This is a genomic window from Paenibacillus sp. FSL H7-0940 (assembly GCF_037979415.1).
GTDB lineage: Bacteria > Bacillota > Bacilli > Paenibacillales > Paenibacillaceae > Paenibacillus > Paenibacillus amylolyticus.
In genome coordinates this window covers 257,576-276,528 of record NZ_CP150280.1, presented here as the reverse complement: position 1 = coordinate 276,528, position 18,953 = coordinate 257,576, and the positions used below count along the sequence as shown (strand labels likewise).

Annotated in this window: 12 protein-coding genes; 1 reads left to right on the top strand and 11 read right to left on the bottom strand. The window is 45.2% G+C overall.

Features of this window, described 5'->3' with window-relative positions:
• Nucleotides 1–458: 458 nt before the first annotated feature.
• The gene (locus tag MHB71_RS01230; protein ID WP_036617064.1) at nt 459–1,277 is read right to left on the bottom strand and encodes a TerC family protein; all 819 of its coding nucleotides are present in this window, start codon (nt 1,275–1,277) and stop codon (nt 459–461) included.
• Between the two features lie 277 nt (nt 1,278–1,554).
• Nucleotides 1,555–1,866, bottom strand: coding sequence for a DUF3817 domain-containing protein (locus MHB71_RS01225; RefSeq protein WP_036617062.1), 312 nt, complete (start codon nt 1,864–1,866; stop codon nt 1,555–1,557).
• A 214-nt stretch (nt 1,867–2,080) separates the two neighbouring features.
• On the opposite strand from MHB71_RS01225, the gene MHB71_RS01220 reads away from it, so the two are divergent.
• Nucleotides 2,081–3,184, top strand: a complete 1,104-nt coding sequence (locus tag MHB71_RS01220) for a glycosyltransferase family 4 protein (protein ID WP_340028584.1) — start codon at nt 2,081–2,083, stop codon at nt 3,182–3,184.
• Nucleotides 3,185–3,204: 20 nt separating this feature from the next.
• Here the strand turns inward: MHB71_RS01220 and MHB71_RS01215 are convergent, their stop codons facing one another.
• The 9 genes from MHB71_RS01215 to MHB71_RS01175 form a co-directional block, all read right to left on the bottom strand.
• A complete protein-coding gene (locus MHB71_RS01215; protein WP_076252914.1) occupies nt 3,205–3,567 on the bottom strand; it encodes an HIRAN domain-containing protein in 363 nt (120 codons plus the stop codon).
• 42 nt (nt 3,568–3,609) lie between these two features.
• Nucleotides 3,610–4,581 carry a transcriptional regulator gene (locus tag MHB71_RS01210; RefSeq protein WP_036617058.1) on the bottom strand — a complete coding sequence of 324 codons (972 nt, stop codon included), beginning with the start codon at nt 4,579–4,581 and terminating at the stop codon, nt 3,610–3,612.
• Between the two features lie 274 nt (nt 4,582–4,855).
• Nucleotides 4,856–5,374, bottom strand: a complete 519-nt coding sequence (locus tag MHB71_RS01205; protein WP_340028583.1) for a hypothetical protein — start codon at nt 5,372–5,374, stop codon at nt 4,856–4,858.
• A 162-nt stretch (nt 5,375–5,536) separates the two neighbouring features.
• Entirely contained in the window at nt 5,537–6,166 is a 630-nt protein-coding gene (locus tag MHB71_RS01200) for a 50S ribosomal protein L25 (protein ID WP_036617054.1), read from the bottom strand.
• Nucleotides 6,167–6,445: 279 nt separating this feature from the next.
• A complete protein-coding gene (pulA, locus tag MHB71_RS01195; RefSeq protein WP_340028582.1) occupies nt 6,446–9,322 on the bottom strand; it encodes a type I pullulanase in 2,877 nt (958 codons plus the stop codon).
• Between the two features lie 487 nt (nt 9,323–9,809).
• Entirely contained in the window at nt 9,810–11,858 is a 2,049-nt protein-coding gene (gene pulA / locus MHB71_RS01190) for a type I pullulanase (protein WP_340028581.1), read from the bottom strand.
• A gap of 169 nt (nt 11,859–12,027) precedes the next feature.
• The gene (locus MHB71_RS01185; RefSeq protein WP_340028580.1) at nt 12,028–15,294 is read right to left on the bottom strand and encodes a DUF5704 domain-containing protein; all 3,267 of its coding nucleotides are present in this window, start codon (nt 15,292–15,294) and stop codon (nt 12,028–12,030) included.
• A 429-nt stretch (nt 15,295–15,723) separates the two neighbouring features.
• The gene (locus MHB71_RS01180; protein ID WP_340028579.1) at nt 15,724–16,995 is read right to left on the bottom strand and encodes an S-layer homology domain-containing protein; all 1,272 of its coding nucleotides are present in this window, start codon (nt 16,993–16,995) and stop codon (nt 15,724–15,726) included.
• Between the two features lie 347 nt (nt 16,996–17,342).
• The gene (locus tag MHB71_RS01175) at nt 17,343–18,854 is read right to left on the bottom strand and encodes an extracellular solute-binding protein (RefSeq protein WP_340028578.1); all 1,512 of its coding nucleotides are present in this window, start codon (nt 18,852–18,854) and stop codon (nt 17,343–17,345) included.
• Nucleotides 18,855–18,953 lie beyond the last annotated feature (99 nt).

Genomic DNA, 18,953 nt, shown 5'->3' with positions numbered 1-18,953 from the left:
CTGATTCATCTGTAAAATAAATATTAAAAAAAGCCATAGGCTAGTCGCCCATGACTTCTACTGAATGACAATAACGGAGAACAGAACAGCATAAACATGCTGTGTATCTGTCATCCATCGCTATAATATAAGCGAAGAACGCATATCGATTATAAAACCTGCTAAACGATATGCCTATCCCCTATGTCGACCGTATGAGGCCAATGAAACGATGAGCCGGATATGCTATTGTGTCTACGTTACGCCCTGTTTGAATCAAATCATAACCAAGCATCATGTCTCTCGGCCTCCCTTCGTTAATGTTAGTCTTATATTAAGGGGACTAGAATTCATGTGTCAACCCTTTTCTTGGAAATTGTCCATGGTGTAGATTGCATATGTAAACAAAAACAGGAGATTGTCCTAGGACAATCTCCTGTTTTCCAAATAATAATGATGTTGTTAGCATAACATGATTATTACAGTCCTGCTTGTTTTTCCAACTCTTCAACCGGATTTTCGTCTTCTTTTTCAGGAACTTTGGAAGACAGGAACCAACCACATACCGCAATGGTGATCAGTACAATATAGAATCCGAATTTCCAAATTTTATTTTCCGGGAAATGCTCATCCAGAACACCCAATGAAGGATGTGCGAGTGTAATAACGGCCAGCTTAACCCCTACCCAACCTACGATTACAAAGGCCGCAACTTCAAGTCCTGGACGGGAATGAAGCAATTTCACAAAGTATGAGGCTGCAAAACGCATGATCACAAGCCCGATGAATCCACCGAGGAAGATAACGATAAATTGTCCACCGTCGAGTCCGCCAATTGGAGGCAATCCACTTGGTGGCAACGCCACAGCCAAAGCAACAGCTGCCAGAATGGAATCAACTGCAAATGCGATATCCGCTACTTCGACCTTGAAAACGGTCATCCAGAAACCGGATTGTTTTTTCGGTTTCTTCGGCGTTGAATCAGCTGCTTCATCTGTCTTATTGCGACTACCCAGTATCTTTTTAACGATATGGTTAATCGAAATATACAGGAGATACAGGGCACCGATCGCTTGTACTTGCCATACATCGACGAGGAAAGAAATCAGGAACAACGAACCTAAACGGAAAACAAATGCACCCATCAGACCATAGAACAACGCTTTTTTGCGCTTATCTTCAGGCAAGTGTTTAACCATGATTGCGAGTACCAATGCATTATCTGCTGCGAGTAATCCTTCAAGGACCACTAAGACAGCAAGCACCCACCCATATTCTAATAATAATGAAACATCCAAAATTGACTCCTCCTTAATATTCTTATGATGTACAAAAAAAAGGACCTTTACCATCACTGGTAAGGTCCTTTTATATCCACAAAAAGAGACCTTTACCGAGCATGAAAACTTGGTAAAGGTCTCGCTAACAACAAAATTGCTGCCAATAAAGCCGGGGATATAATCCCGAACTGACGACTTTACTGTAAAAGCTACTCCCCTTTAACAGGAATATGTAGTTTTAGTTGGAACGGGTTGTTTAACCTGTACTCATCATATTTCATAACGTTAAATAAAGTCAAGCTTTATTTAGCTGACGATACAACTTACGGAATACGACAACATCGTAGATCATATTCCCCAGTGGAATGAAAGATACAAAGAACAGAGCAATTGGACGGCGCAGACGCCATTTCTGTGAGGTGTACATCGTCACCATAAATAACAAATACATTAAAAACAAAAAACCGTACAGATTTCCAAACCATGTGACAGCCTGCGGCATAACCCCGGCATCTCTCAACGGAAAAGCAACAAACAGTAACAACACATACGAAATGCCCTGCAACCACAACATCAGCCGGAAGCGCCCCAGCGTAGAATGTAACATTATTTTCCTCCTGCTTTTATACATGTAACGAATTCAATTGTTCCCGTAAAGTATATCACAAAAGCTGAATATCTCGCTTCATTCCATGCAGCAGAATATTCCTGACGCTTATATGGGTGGTTCACCTACCATTTCGCAGGAGCCAAATGCTTTAACTTCTCATAAGATATATGACGAAGATTGTTACAGATGTCGGACAAGGAGGAGCCGGATCATGAAAATAGCTATGGTTGCACCCGAGAAATTGCCTTTACCCGGTAATGGTTCCGTGGAAATCTGTATCCTGGGCATCGCTCGTGAACTAGCCCATCGCCATCAGGTAACCATTATAAGTCGTCAAATGCAAGGTCTCGCCGCCACAGAACAGATCGATGGGATCACCATTCAACGTGTCCCTGCGTCGAGTCCTGTCATGTACACCAAAGCAGTCATACGTTTGTTATCCCAACAACCCTATGATGTAATTCAAGTGGATAACAGACCACGAAGTATGGCTACCATCAAACGAGCTTTTCCACGCACTCCCGTTGTACTCTATCTTCACTCGTTAACATTTGCTCAGCCCGGACCTTCCAAACTCACATTAATGAAAAAAGCTGATTGGATTGCCGTCAACAGTCATTCCCTGCGACAAAGGTTAGGCCGCAGATTTCCGTTGGTAAAACACCGAATGAGTGTTGTTCCATTGGGTGCAGATCTAAGCCGCTTCAGACCTGTTGAATCCAGCGAAGAACAGATTCATCTGCGTACACAATTTGGAGTAACTAAACCATTCTCTATTCTGTATGTCGGCAGGCTGATCCCTGGAAAAGGTGTAGACGTATTAATTCGCGCGACTGCCCTCCTTCAGCAACAGGTACCTGTTCAACTGGTTGTTGCAGGCAAAGGACCTCCGTATTACATGCGTAAACTTCGCGAACTTGCCCAAAAACAAAAAGTCCATGTTTCCTTCCGTGGTCAGATAAACCATGAGCATATTGATCAGTTGTATCGGGCAGTGGATTGTCTGGTCTGTCCGTCTCAAGAACATGAAGCTTTTGGCCTGGTTAATGTTGAGGCGATGGCTTCAGGATTACCCGTTATTGCTTCGGATAATGGAGGTATTCGCGAGATTATTGAATCAGGTATCAATGGATACCTTGTCACCGCTTATAAGCGTCCCCAACGTTTCGCCTCTTACCTGTACAAACTTGCAAGCAATCACACTTTTGCCGAGAAGTTAGGAAAGGCTGGCCGAGACAGTGCAAGGGCATATTTCAGTTGGGCAAGAACAGCCATGCATCTGGAAGCGACCTATACCAGGCTCATCCGTAAATGAGCCTTCTTTTGTTAGGATGATCAAGCTTTTTCACGAAATTGCCATCCCTTAATCAAAGAATCCATCTGTGGAACAGGAATGTGACTCATCTCGATTAACTCCATAATCACCATATCTCTCATCATGAATCGTACTTTGGCACACGTTAGTTGATGAAATACATCGTAGAATGCCGTCCCGGCCCAACATCCATGAGGTACGACCAGCGGATCATTAACGATATAACCTACGGCTCCAATCGGGGGAATAACAACCTTAATTGCTTGATAATCCAAACGATTATCTGGATCTTTGACGAGATACACGGTATCCCCCACATGTAAAGCCTGTACTCCATGGTAGTGATCCATTCCATACATAGCTGCGAATAATTTGGTGCTCATATTACCTGCTCCTTTTCCTGTATTTCTCCATGATTAAAATTTTTACAATGATACATCGGTTTCATAATGTTCCAACCACTCGACAAGTTGCCTGCGTATCTCTCTACGAAACTCACGAGGTTCAAGTACCTCTGCCTCGGGCCCAAATTGATACAACCATTTCAAAAATTCTCTGCTGCTATTCAGTGTCACTTCAAATAACAATCCCCCATCCGACATATTCGTCATTCGCGGGCGAACAAACATTTCTTCTTCTTTTATGTAGGGGGCCACTTTCTCAGAGAATCTTACCTTGAAATGGATATTTTCGTCGCCACGGTCAATAGACCATGTGTTTTTCATGTACTGCGTTATGTTGAAATCACCCTTGTCGAAACCGGCATTTGTTCGTGTCACATCCAAAAAACGGCTGATCCGAAACAATCGAACTTTTTGCAGCAAATGGCAGTATCCAATCAAATAAAAACGTTGATCACGTGGAATGAGATAATAGGGATCGATATCCCGGACTGTGATCTCATTTCTTGTCAGCGTATGATATTGAGTACGAATGGTTTGCTGGCTTAGAATAGCTTCGATGATGGGAATCAGCAAATTAGGGTCTTTTCCTTCCTCACGATAAGCTGGCGTGCCCATCCGAATAATTCCCGCAATATTCTCTACAATGTCACTGTTTCTTGATTTTAATTTGGTATGAGCCGACATAACCTTGTCAAACGCTGAATCAAACTCAGCAGGTAACTTGGAGGTATCAACTACGGACGGGAGCAAGGAGAAAACCATTGCTTCCTGTTCAGTAAAATCTAATGGATACATCGCAAACTCACCAATAAATCGGTAACCTTTGCCGTATCCTTCATTCATAATCGGGGCGACCCTATCCAAAATCCGGAGATCACGATAAATCGTGCGTACAGTCGTACCGCATTTCAGCGCCAATTCCTTGGCCGAAATTCCAGGATTTGCTTGTATAGCCTGAAGTATACGCAGCAGACGAATTAATTTCTCTGTCATGTAGTTTCTCCCCTTCGATATTTTATCGGCAAGGAAAACTAGTTCCTTTAGTACAGAACTAAATCTTTAGTCCCAATATTATTTTCGCAATTTCACCATTTTTGTATAGTCCAATTGCACTCTTACCCCCTTTTAATATACATTCTCTTACTCGCTTGCGTAAAACATTAACCTAAAAGACCTTAAACCTAAGCCTGAAAGCCTATACAATTTTCTAAAAATAATACAAAAAAGCCCTGATCTCCACAAAGAGACAAGGCTTTTCTTGGAAATACTAATTATTCAACTGTAATAATTGATTCATCACATTTGCCATATGCTCACAGAGTTCAGCAATGTCCCCCATCTGGTCTTCATTCACACTGCGGTCAAAACAAACGTGAGCCATGACGTTATAAATGATTGGCTGTTCATCAAAGATATACTGGATAGTCTGGCATATCCTCTGCTCAGGCCAGCTCTCCTGTAATATTGAACGAATGGCTGGGCACTGACTCTCAGGCTCTTTCATAACCATGCCAAACCGGATTTCCAAACGACAACCTGGATGAGCGCCAGGCGTCTCCAGGATCTCCGCTGCGAGCTCATTTAGGGAACTACTTAACACAACCTCGCCTGTTACTTCCGGGCGATCCCTGAGACAAAATTGTAATGTGAACTCTCTGGACATCACTGCCATCTCCAGCCGATCTTTACGCCCCGTAATCTGAATACGTTCGTCCAGGTTATCCATATCATAGAGATAATTCTCAAACCCGACTTTCAGATTGTCATACACCGTTGGATCAAACATTGAATTAAACCTACTTTCTTACCTTTAACATGTATTGTAGTACATTCTCATTTTTCATGCGAACGATGCGCCTATTGAACTCTCTTGCTCAGCAAAAAAAGCCCAGTCACTAGGACTGGGCTCTGGTTAAGCATGAGATCTGGCAAGATCCCGTAGCTTGGTTTATTCTTCTGTAGCTTTTTCTTCAGTTGCCGGTTCAGCTTCCTCAGCAGATGCTGTTGGCTCTTCCTCAGCGGCTTGTGGCGGCATGACGGACGCAATGATGGATTCAGGTGATGTTACGAGTGTCAAACCTTTATCGAGTTTGATATCCGCAGCAGTCAAACGATCACCAATGTCCAATCCGCTCACATCCACTTCAATGGACGTTGGCAGATCCGCAGGCAATCCTTCTACTTCCAGCTGTGTCTCCTGTGTCTGGAATACACCGCCAGCTTTCGAGCCGGCCGCTGTACCTTGGAAGTCGATCGATACACTTACGCTGATCGGCTTGTTCTTGGAAATTTGCAAAAAGTCTACGTGCAGCAAACGTCCGTTACGCTCTTGCTGATCCTTGATCAGCACCGGAAGCGTTTTACCGCCCTCCACATTCAGGTTGAACATTTCGGAGCGGCCTGTGCGTGCCACTTTCAGCATTTCTTTTTCATCTACATGTATTGAAGCACCTTCAAGTCCCGGGCCGTAAACGACTGCGGGAACTCGTCCGCCTTGTCTTAACAGGCGCAGTGCTGCACCTTTCTTTTCCGTTCTTGGCGTTGCTGTAAGTTGAGCCATTTTTCCGTTGGATTTCATGATTGAACATCCTCCTTCAAGGGATCACTACATTATATTTGTTGGAAAGCACTGAGGCTTATCTCATAGACCATGATGGTCTTTTTTCCTTTGGCCGAATCGTGGGCCATATCTATATTTACCCCAATGATAGAGGATCTCAAACACGAAACAGGACAATTAATTATTTTTTGGCGAGTTAAGTGGTTTCTAATCAGAGCAAAAAAGCAGTCGGAATCTCTTCCAACTGCTGATTTAACAAGGTTTTGACGAACTACATTCAAAGTTATAAAAAAGAAACTATGCGCTATTACGATCCTCTGTTTTTTCGCTTTCACGAATGATCTGCATCTCGTCTGATCCGCTACGGACAATAATGTGTACATCCCCGTCTTCAGGTACAATGTCCACGTAACGGTCTCCGCACGTATCTTTAGCTTCCCATTCGTTCAATCGAATGATCAATCCCAGGTGATGCAGACCCGGAGCAACGCGGAAGCGGGCTTCGGCGGCATTACCGACTTGTTCCAGCCGTACTGCTCCGTCCTCCATACCTGTGCCCCATACCCAGACATCCCAACCTTCATAATGCTGGTCTTCCCGTTCGTATCGAAGCGTGACGGTTCGCGAAATCTGTTTATGAATCGTTACGCCAAGCGTTGCCCGGATTCCTCCAGCCTCAGCAATAATATGGGTTAATCCAGGTGTCATCGCACGTACGATCCCTGCTGCACTCACCGCTGCAAGTTCTGGATGAGAAGAGCTCCAGCGTATATTCGAATCCTGAAGCGGCTGACCAAATTGATCCAGAACCAAGGCACGGAAGCGACTGATTCGAGTCATGTACATGACAGGTTCACCCACAATTTCAATTCGTTCAGCATGACGATAATCCACTTGTAACATACAACTTGCCGTTATGTCCCCACAGTGCACTGTAATCGAAGCTTCTCCTCGTTCCAGTGCATGGATTGTTCCATCAGGCTGGATCTGAATAATATCCGGATCAGAAGAAGTCCAGGTAACTGGCGCTTTTTCCACCACATTGCCAATACTGTCCCGTACGATCGCTCGCAGTTGAGTAGTCTCCTTCGGACTATATACGTGGCGAGGAAAACTAATCTCCACTGTTGATGGTTCAGCGCCTCCAGCATGCTCTGTGTCATACAGTACCATTAAGGACCATCGTTCTACCTGAACAGTACCACAAACAGTCTTGATCACGTCTGTGCCTGCCTGATGATCATTGACTACAACATGCCAGTCCCCTTCCCCCAGGTCAACATGCTGCTCATGTTCTGTTCCGTTATAGATGACCATAATCTGATTCCAGGTGTCCTGATTCGCACCATTCTGAAGTATAAAGGCAACTACATTGCCATCCGCACGAATCACACGTAGGTGATTTCGTACCTGTTCAGCATCAACCATACGAAAAGCGGGATGTGTTCGCCGCAAATGAATAAGACCACGATAGTAGTCGAACACTGGTCTAAACCGTGATTTGTTGGCCCATGTGATGGCGTTCACCGCATCCCCGCTCCGATAACTGTTATGATCACCGGCTTTGGATCTGAGCATCTCATCCCCTGAATGCAGAAACGGAATTCCCTGAGATGTAAGCAGAATACCGGAAGACAGTAAAGAGCGACGAACCATCTCATGATTCAAAACATCATCTGCATCCACATACCGATAAGGATCTGCTGCTTTTACCGCGGACTCAGCACTCCCTCCACCCACGGGCTGTCCGTCCTTCCATACGGGAAATCCTAATTCCTGTCTAAGGTTCATCGTTGTCGCAATTTTATCCCACAGATTGAGATTGTCATGGGCAGTTACATAATTGACAACCTCCACAGGTGAAGATGTGAAATCATCCAATGCTCCTGCTAATCCCCTAATAAGCTCATATTCCTGCCCTCCGGCACCCGTAACAAACCCTCTGCCACTGCCATCACTATCGCCCTTGATTGCACTGCGAAAATGATCATTAAATACTGCAAACCCCTGACCTCGCTGGGTTCCTTTTAATGTTTTACGGTCCAAAGGTGAATCTCCACCCATCCAGGGTTCCCCATAGATCAGAAACGCCGGATCGATCTGTTCCTTCAATTCACGTGTCAATTCATTCATCGTTTCCGTATCAATCAGGGCCATGAGGTCAAATCGAAATCCGTCCACATGATATTCTTCTGCCCAATATCGGAGAGAATCCAAAATATATTTTCGCACCATTGGACGTTCTGTCGCCAATTCATTGCCTACACCAGAACCATTACTGAGGGTGCCATCCTCCCGATAACGGTAATAATAGCCTGGTACAATCCGTTCAAAAGGTCCCTCTTCCACGCTATACGTGTGATTATAGACAACATCAAGTACAACGCGAATGCCTTGTCTGTGCAGCGATTGAACGAGTGATTTGAGCTCCCGAATTCGAACTGCAGGATCACGAGGATCTGTCGCATACGAACCTTCGGGAACGTTATAATGCTGGGGATCATACCCCCAGTTGTATGGTGCTCTGACATTTGAACCCACATCTGCCGTAGCAAGTTCATTCACCGTCTGATAATCCGCCACAGGCAGAAGATGTACATGAGTAACTCCCAGTTCGGCAAGATGGTCTACGCCAATACTATTGCCTGCTCTATCCGTCAGACCGGATGCCGTGAATGCCAGATATTTTCCCTTATACGGAATGTCTGCATGTGGGTCTGAGGAGAAATCACGGACATGCAACTCATATAACACGGCATCGACAGGACGTAGAAAAGCAGGTTTGACATCCAGGTCCCAATCGACTGGATTCGTGGTCTCCGGGTCTATAATAGCCGTTCGTTGCCCATTAGCCGTTACCGCTCTGGCGTAAGGATCAACAACCACTTCAACCCGCTGATTATCATGGATAATTCGGTACATATAATAATGTCCTGCCCAATCGCCGCTGAGCTTCAGACTCCATATTCCGTCCGCATCGCGCGTCAGAGTATGTTCCTGCCCATTTTCATGATCTTGTACTTTACCACTATCGTTGTAATGCCCTTCATCGTCAAAAATCAATATATAAACCTGCTGTGCCGTAGGTGCCCACAATTTAAAAGTACTTGCTGCACGAGTATATGTTAAGCCAAGATCGTTGCCTTCGTAACAAAAAGAAGTCCATTCCGGCATCGTTCCCACCGCCTTTATATCCATTGATTTCGTGTTGTCCCGATGTTACGGAGCGGGACGTGTTTTGTCAACCCGGGGTTGTCTGTACTCATCATATCGGTCCAATTTGCGTATTCAATTAGCAATCGCTTTCAAAATATAGGATATGAAAACAAGCGCCATAGATTGACAGCATTTGTACCTGTCCTGACAAAAAAAGTTTGGAATATACAAGAATAAATTGCAGGGTGTCATTGGGTTGAGATTAAAATGCACCAACAGGTGCATAGCATAAAAAAGTTCCAGACATGACAATGTATAGCCCTGCGACCAAGGCAGTGGTTTCTGACGCATCAACAAATCCCCCTTTCTTACGGGAAAGGGGGATTTGTTTTACCTCAATTTATTTGATTAAATTTGATTGATTGGATATCTTGAACGTGTCCTTGTTAACGATTTTACTAATGGTCTGTTGGCAGCCTTCAATTCTTGGCAAGCTTTGCGTCCATCAGGAATTGGAATACATCACCGTTAGGGATATCGCATTCACATGTACCTGTCCGTCTTGTATGGTACGTATCGTATCAATGCCTGCCTGTCCTTTTTCTACAATCACATTCCATGTCCCTGTGGGGACAGAGATGTCACGGTTTTCTTTTGCAGCATTATAGATGACAACAATACGTTCCCATGAATCGCTAGCTGCTGTACCGTTCAGTTCATAGGCTAACAGCCCATTGCCTTTTTCTATTAGACGAATATGTTTCTCGATCTCTTCCCGTGTACGAAGCCGAAAGGCTGGATGTTCTCTCCGAAGACGGATCAGCCCACGATAATAATCAAATACCGCCTTGAACAGCTTCTTCTGCTCCCAATGGATGGCATTGACCACGTCTCCACTCTGGTGGCTGTTGGCGTCCCCATATTTGCTGCGAAGCAGCTCATCTCCAGCCGCGATCAGGGGAATACCCTGGGAGGTTAGAACGATACCATTGGCAAGCAGACAACGCCTAACGGTCTCATTCTCCAGAATGTGTTCCGGATGGATCTGCAGGTACGGCTTAGCCTTCTCTACTGCCTCTTCCACACTCTGGCATCCACGAATACTTCCATCCTCGTCATAGGTGAGGAAATTCAAGGTATCGTGAAGTCCTTGTGTACGTGCGACTTTGTCCCACAGGTTGAGATTATCATGCACGGTTACATAGTTAATCGTCTCGGATGGACCATCCGTAAAATCCTGAATGGCTCCCCGGACGCCAGTCCACAATTCGTCTTCTTTCCCGTCCGCGCCCGTCGCAAATCCCGTACCCATGCCATCGCTGTCTCCCTTGATTACTCCGCGGAAATTATCGTTAAACACAGCAAAACCAGCTCCGCGCTGCGTTCCTTTTAGGGTCATATCATCTCCAAGCGGCGAATCCAGTGCGCCCCATGGTTCACCATATAACAATATGGATGGTGACACTTCGGTGTGCAGCTCCGCTGCAAGCTGTTTCATCGTAGTTGTGTCGATCAGACCCATCAGGTCAAATCGAAAACCATCCACATGGTACTCCTCTGCCCAGTAACGGACCGAGTCGATGATAAACTTACGAACCATGGTGCGTTCAGTAGCTACCTCATTGCCCGTACCTGAGCCATTGCTATAGGTTCCATCGGCGTTTTGACGATAGTAGTACCCTGGTACAAGTTTTTCAAAAGAGCTGCCTGCTGTATTAAAGGTATGATTATATACCACATCCATAATGACACCTATTCCCTTGTTATGAAGGGCAAGCACCATTGATTTGAACTCATGAATTCGTGTCTCCGGATCATCTGCAAGTGATGCATAAGAACCTTCCGGGACATTGTAATGGAGCGGATCATATCCCCAGTTATAGTTGGAGGCATCAGACGTATCACCATTCACCCTGGATTCATCCACCGTCGCAAAATCAAATACTGGGAGAAGATGCACATGGGTAATCCCGAGTTCAACCAAATGATCGATCCCCAGTGTGTTGCCCTCCGAATCACGCAGACCCGTCTCGGTAAAAGCCATGTATTTGCCTTTATTCGTAATACCAGATGATGGGTGAATGGAAAAATCACGTACATGCAGTTCGTACAGGACTGCATCTACAGGGCTGGTCGACTCCGGGCGAATATCCTCACTCCATCCATTCGGATGTGTCTGCTCCAGTCTCACAATTACACCCATTTCTCCATTCATGGTCACTGCTCGGGCGTAGGGATCTACAGCAGTAGTTGAATGTCCATCTTCGAAAGTAGGCTTGTACATGTAACGGTAGCCACTTAAATTACCTTCCAGTTCCATAACCCAGATGCCTTGTTCTTTCTTTTGCATAGGTAACGCCTGCTGCTTCCGTTGATTGGGCTCTTCCTCCGGGCTCCCCCCTGTCAAAGGTGGGTACAGAAGTAGTTCCATCTGAACAGCTAACGGTGACCAGACTTTGAAGTGACAGGTTTGTGCTTCTAATGTGACACCTAAATCTCTTCCTTTGTATGTATCTTCTGAAATCAATAGTTCCTGCTTATCCTCTTCAATCATATGTGTTGTTCCCCTCTCGTTGAAAAAATTAATGAATTGATGGTACGAGTGCTCCTTACCCTTTATACCCGTTCTGCTGCCCAACCATAATCCGAATTACACAAAAGAAGACAAACTTCATGTAGATTCACATGACGCCTGCCTTCTTTATGGGTAAAACGATATCTCCCTAATGCGGTACCTGGGATTGGAAATCATTCCGGCTGGACTGATCGGCGTGGTACACAACCACGTCCCCATCTTGCATCGGCCAGCTTTTTCCCTGACCATCTACCGGGCTGTTATCAAAACCTTCCATCTGCCATTGATTCATCAACGGTGCATGAATATATTGCAGATGCGGTGCACTCGTATTGCCACTGCGCAATGTTTCGATATTGAAGTTAACCACAATGTAACCGTCCCTCAGAAATACCATTGCCTTCTCATCCAACTGGTTTTGTCTGGAAAGCGACTCGAGATCGGTTCCTTTGGGTACAGCATATACATCTGCTGGCAAGCTATATTCCCCATACCAGCGCTGAATCGCTGCATTCGCCCGATCCACATTAACACTGGAGGGAATATCTGCTTTTGGGCCAATGAGTGTACGGATCTGTGAAGGAAGAATCATCCAGTCATAACGACCTACCCACGTTTTATGATGAGAGGTCTGATCCACAAATCGAACCATATGTTCGGTCATTGTACTCTGATTGCGTTCCTCCTCCGACAGTTCATAAGTATACTGGTAGCGCGCTGTATCACCTAACTCCGTACCGGGAACATTCCGCAATCGTGAGTTCAGGACAACAAAACGTTTTTCTAAATCTTGTGCCGATCCAATACGAATGAGTCGTTCCTGTCCTCGATGGTAGTATAAATCCACTTCTTGCCTGGTGGTGCCATCTTTACTCACAAAAGAGAACGTCGGCGTGATTCGGATACCATCCTGTTTGCCAAACATATTACCCTTGGTTTTCAGATCAAACTTGAAATGGTAACCCGTCTTCACTGCAGCATTTCGGAACCCCTGTACCGGATGACTGCCGGGACGAATTGGCAGGACATAGGGAGCCAAATTACCTCGGGGATCTCCGTCGATACTGTTTCCTCCGGTCCAGTAACTCACACCCGTTGATTCGGGGCTGCCCATCCGCTTACGGAACACGTTCTCCCAGTTATAGTCTGAAATATCAGTGATGTGAAAATCATATAATCGTCCGATAACCTCTACAGCAACGGTATCTGCTGCGACATGATGGGTCAGATTCGTGTTCGCATCCTGTTGTTCTGTAAAGTTTGCAGGTGCATTTTCGGCAATATTACGAAACTCTATCTGATAGTTCCCTTCATCTACCCATACAGGAAGATAAAAAGGGGTGTCCAACTGATTTACAGGAATATCCACCCAAGTCATGGCCGGGATGAACTGGCTTCTGGCTGCACTATAAACATCGAATGGGAAACGAACCTGTTTGATCCGGAAATATTTCGCATAATCCCGATTTCCATAACCAGGGTAACTCCCTATATCCAAATGTTGACCTGAAGTTGGGATTCGTACAACAAATGGACGCTCTAGAATAAGTGCAGCTCTGGTCGGATCAGGCGTAGTCTTCTGGTTATGCGGCTGATCATCGGATACCCAGGCATAGTTCACAACTGGAGTATGTACTGTCACCGAGTTGATGCCCAGAATGGGAAACTTCTGATCCTGCCCACCGTTAACATTGCCAGGGAGCAGTCCATACGTAATCTCACCTGTGGTGGGCTGGTTAGCTTTGTTCATCAATGTGTTTTTGATCGTCAGACGGTTCTGGTACAGAACATCATCTCCAATCATGCCAGGCTGGGGGATAGTTCCCGGTTGCGGAGCTGATTTTGCTACTGGAGCGGGGTCCATAATCGTCGCCCCATTAAAGGTTACCTTATCGTTATTTACAGTGTTCTCTCTAACCTTCGCTTCAGCTTCAGATTGAAACAATGACGTTTCATCTGGCGTAGGCGGTTCATCGGAACCACCTGGAACCCCTTGGATGCCAAGATCAATTTCTTGACATGGCGCAGGTTTCACATGAGTGTTAACCGCAGTATCCATAGCCGATTGCAAAGTCGGTGGAGTATATGCATTGGGCGTCAGGGTCACGGTGTCACCATAACCACCTAGCGCATAGTTAGATACCTTTGCCTCATTTAACTTGTATACCTCCAGATTATCGATGTGCCAATAGCTATATGTCCTTGTTACTTGCATCGTTTTATCCCCAGGGACGTCAAGTTCTCTGGGCTCAGGAGGTGTTCCTGGATCCCCCTCACCACTAGACGCTCTTCCCGGAATCGTCCAAGTTTTATGATAAACCCTTTTCACAGGAACCGTGTAAGTCACCGTTCCGGTCATGTTAACCCAACGGTGCTGAAACAGATATTCCTTGGCCAAGACATTGGCATAGAGATCTTCCGAAGTAGGGATACCACGGGTAACATCGAACTTCTCAGATCCCCGATCATCCGCCTTCAACACACCTCGAACAGATGGGTCTATAACCGATGCTTCAATAACCGTGCCTCTACTCGGTGGGCTGATGGTCACGGGGCAAGTGTTCGCAGGGTCACCCCCCGGATCGCCATCATTACCACCTCCTCCATTATTCGTGCAGTCCTTCACCTCAAGCACCTGAGTCCCTTGTTCATCCAGTTGCTGAGCAGAATCAAGAAAATGAGCTTTGATGGTAGTGCTACCCACGATCCCTTTTGTCGTGATTTTGCCATCAGCACCGATCGTTGCCACAGCCGGATTCGAGCTCTGCCACGTCAATTTAGGATGAGCTGTCAGTTTATGAACAGAGCGATCCGGTTTGGTTAGAACTGCTTCCGCCTGTAGTGGTGTTGTATTGGCTTTACAAGCATTCGGCAAATTCACCACGAGTCCTGGCTCAGACGTAACGGTTATGGTGGCTGTATCCGAGATAAGGTATGTACCATTGTTCCAGATTGCACGCACAGTGACCGTGCCCGGACTTTCGGCCGTTAACATCCCTGTTTTCAACTCTATACTCGCAATCGTCTCGTCAGAAGAAAACCATTTGATCTCCGTTTCCCTGCGGGATACATCGATGCCCTCATTAAAATCTGTTTCACCATAATGTCTTGTGCTAACTTCGGCTTTCATCTGCTTTGTTTGTCCAATAGTCAAAACCGAATCTGGTGTTACATCGATTTCTTTTTCTTCCTCCAAATCACCTTCCCAAATGATGTCCATGGGCGTAAAATAAGAAACATTATGCTTAGGACATCCTGCCGTTGTTCTTCCCCCATTTTCAAATGGATCATTCTGAGTCCATTCGTGATTTCCACCAGTTAAGGTCTTAATAGCAACAACTGTACTTGGAGGTGTGATCACTGTCCTTCCCACACCTGTATATGTTGCCTGTTCAAATTGAGTTTTATATTCCACACTTTTGATGTTTACTTCCTTAAAACTAGAGGATGTTAGCGTATTTCCGTTATATTGAGGCCAAGAAACCGCAGGCCATCGGGAAAAATCAATGCTATCCGGCACCTCTTTTAAAGCAGGATACGGGGTCGTACAACTCCCTGCATTATTTGAATAAGTGGGTCCACCACTATGATCTGCTCTAAATCTCCCATCATCAAGCTGGTACCAATAAACTCCAGGAGTAGCAGTTGTCTTGTCAGCTGGAATACTTTTTAGAACAGGGCTTTTCATAGACTTTGGACCGTATTGATCAACTGCAGCATAAACCAAATGATCACTTACTATCCCCGCGAGACCGGAACATAAAGCGAATAATATAAATAGTAACTTTGAGCATTTGAATACGGGCAACCGCATTCCATTCCTCATATATACAATATCACCTCACTAATAATACATATTTTGTATTTTCATTTCTCCTACATTTTCAGCTTTAACATGATACGATCCATTTTTGTAATCTAAAGTTGACCTTGTCCAAAATCTAACCTTTTTCCCTTTTATGATGAGTTCTTTTGGGCTATTAGGAATAGTTTTGAATCCGTTCTTATCAGCAAATTCTAAATCTAGACGTCTAAAATTTAGTAATCCGTTATTTAAACCACCACTGTAGGTAATCAAATCTGACTTATCTGTATTTGATATAAAAGATAAATCAGCAAATGTTAGATAATAATCGCCACTCGAAATATTGGGTTCTACAAAAAGTTTACTATATACTCCTTGAGGTTTTCCATTCTGAACCTTCACCACAATAAACCTATGAAGTGTAAGCACTCCTGATTTGTTAGAAAGTTTTATATCTCCTTTTGATATATCACTTACTTTTACAGAATTCTTAGTATAAAAATAATTACTAATTGTCGTTAAATTCGTCCCCGTCGTACCGACCTCTCTCATCTCATTCAGGTCACTGTACTTCCCGGCATCCGTGCCCTCCACATCCATATAACGCAGTAAAATGGCCGATACTTCTGCACGAGTGGTGGAATCCGCGGGTTTTAATGTGCCATCCTGGAATCCACCGACAATGCCTGTCCCACGAACAAGGGCAAGATACGGAATCTGTTCGGCACGAATGGTGCCACGGTTCACTTCCGGTGTGGGAAGCAGCGTATTTTTTGTATCGTTAAAAGCATCCTGGAAGCTGGCTCCGGACTTGATCAGTCCATTGGCAATCCATTTCATCATCTCGTAACGTGTTAGCTCCGCATTTGGATTGAACCCTTTGGCATAATCGCCAGCGTTAATGAATCCTTGTCCGACAAGTTGGCTAACCGCGGCTTCAGACCAATGGCCCTTGAGATCAGCAAAGGGATTCTGTCCCTCTGCCTTCTCCAGTCCAGTCGCACGGGCAAGTATGGTCGCATATTCCCCACGCGTGATTTTGCCATTAGGACGAAACGTTCCATCCTGGTAACCAGAGATCAGGTTTTTTTCATACGCTTTGGCAATCGTTGCTTGAGCCCAGTGGCCCTTGATATCCTTGAACTTGCTAAGGGCAGTGTCACTTGTTCCCGATTCAGCATTCGCTGTTGACGTCAAATGTGCGGGGCCAACGGGCAATAGTGTTCCTGCCAATACAGCTGTCGTTAACAACCCGACGATCCAAACATGCCGTTTTTTCTTCTTCTCGTGTCCTTCAATCTGCTTCTTCAATCTACTCACGCTCCTATGTACCTTAGTATGGGGATGCTTTACTTAGTCAACCTAGTCACTTCTCTTCATAAACAAAACCTAAATTTGCCATAATAATCAATATTCTACCATGTTGTACTAGGCTATTGGTATTATTTTTCGTCCATCCCCATCACTTCAAGGCGTGCGCCCCTCCTTCCATAGACCCACTTCATTCGCTTAAAACACAAAAAAAGGCCATGAATCCGCAGATTCATAGCCTTATGCTTTAAGGGTGTGGTCTTTCTTATGATATTGAAAAATGAACTCACTCATAGAATAAACCATATCATTCCATTTGATCAACCTTTTTTTTATTTCAGACAGCTTTATTTCCCGTTCAATTCCTTGTAGGATGCTTCCAATTCCGTGATCAATTGATCACCACCAGCTTTTCTCCAGCTTGCGATTTCCTGCTCCCAACCTGCATCATCGATTTTACCCATAATGTACTTGGTCTGCGCATCCCAGATCATCTGATCCAGCTCCTGACCACGCTCGGTATAGATCGCCGAAGACAAGGTGAGTGCCGGATTGGCAATGGCATACTGCTCATTCTCACGCGCCATCTTTGTACCTTTCATACCAATCGGAACATCGACCAGTTCAGGTACATTATAACCTTCAATACTTAACAGATTATCCCGGTATGGCTTCACTTCACGCTGATAAGCGTCAAAATCTTTGAGTTCGGTTTTCCCATCCGCAGTCTTGGTGTAGTGCACATCGAGCAATCCACGGAGCTGCAACGCACTTAATTCCTCATCCATCAACTGATCCAGGAACGTGAGAACCTGCTTCAATTGCTCCTCATCCGTAACGGATGCCTTCGGGATGACCAGCATTCCGTAGTTCCCTGGTTCTCCGGCGATGCGAATACCATCGGTTCCCTGGAACGGAGCCACATCAATTTCTCCATCCGGAGCGTTAGGTGTAAGCCGCTGCTGAGAGGACTTTCCGTTCTGGGCCACACCGTTAAGCTTCATGCCAACTAGGCCTGAATCCATTTTTTTGTCCGCATCAGAAGGGTCCAGAGCAGGAAAGTCACTATTAATCAGTCCCTCGCTGAACAGTCGCTTGAAGAGTTTCATTGTATTCACATATTCGGTAGTCAAGAACTCCGGGGTCAGTTCCCCAGCATCATCCACTCCCCATTTGTTAACACCGCCAATACTTACAGCAATCCGCGTCAGTGGGGAAGAGACACCCTCATTATACTTTTTGAAGAGCAATGCACCATACGTATCTTCCTTACCATTTCCGTCAGGGTCATCCTTACGAATAGAGCGCATCACTTCATACCAGTCATCCAGCGTTTTTGGTATATCCAGCTTCAACGTATCGAACCAGTCCTTGCGATATACGATCGCAGTCCGGCCAATATCCCGGAAGTTCGGAATACCGTAGACCTTGCCTTCAATTTTGATATTGTTAAAATAAGCTTCGGATTGGGCAGACAGGTTCTTATAATCTTTCAAGTAAGGCCCCAGTTCCCAGAACAGTCCCGTTTTGGCGGCATTAAATGTGGTCGGTACATAATTCACACGCATAATGGTCGGCATCTCGCCTGAAGCAACCATAACATTCACCTTATCATCAAAAGCAGACTGCGGAATCCACTGTACATTAACATCCGTATTTGTATATTCCTCAATCTTCTTTTCAATCCCGTTCTCCTTGGCCGGTATATCTCCTACCTGCATTAAAGAGATGGAAATGGGAAGTTTACCTTCCCCTGCAGCAGGTGCTTTTTCTCCCCCGCAACCTGCAAGCAATCCAGCGGACATTGCACCAATTACAACGATTCCGCCTAAACGGGACATTGGACCTTTTGGACTCATGAACCATCTCTCCTTTTTGATAAGGTTATGTACACAGACCACTCCGATGACAGAACAACCTTCAGATCGCTGTTATCCCCAGATTTTTTGATTCCCTTT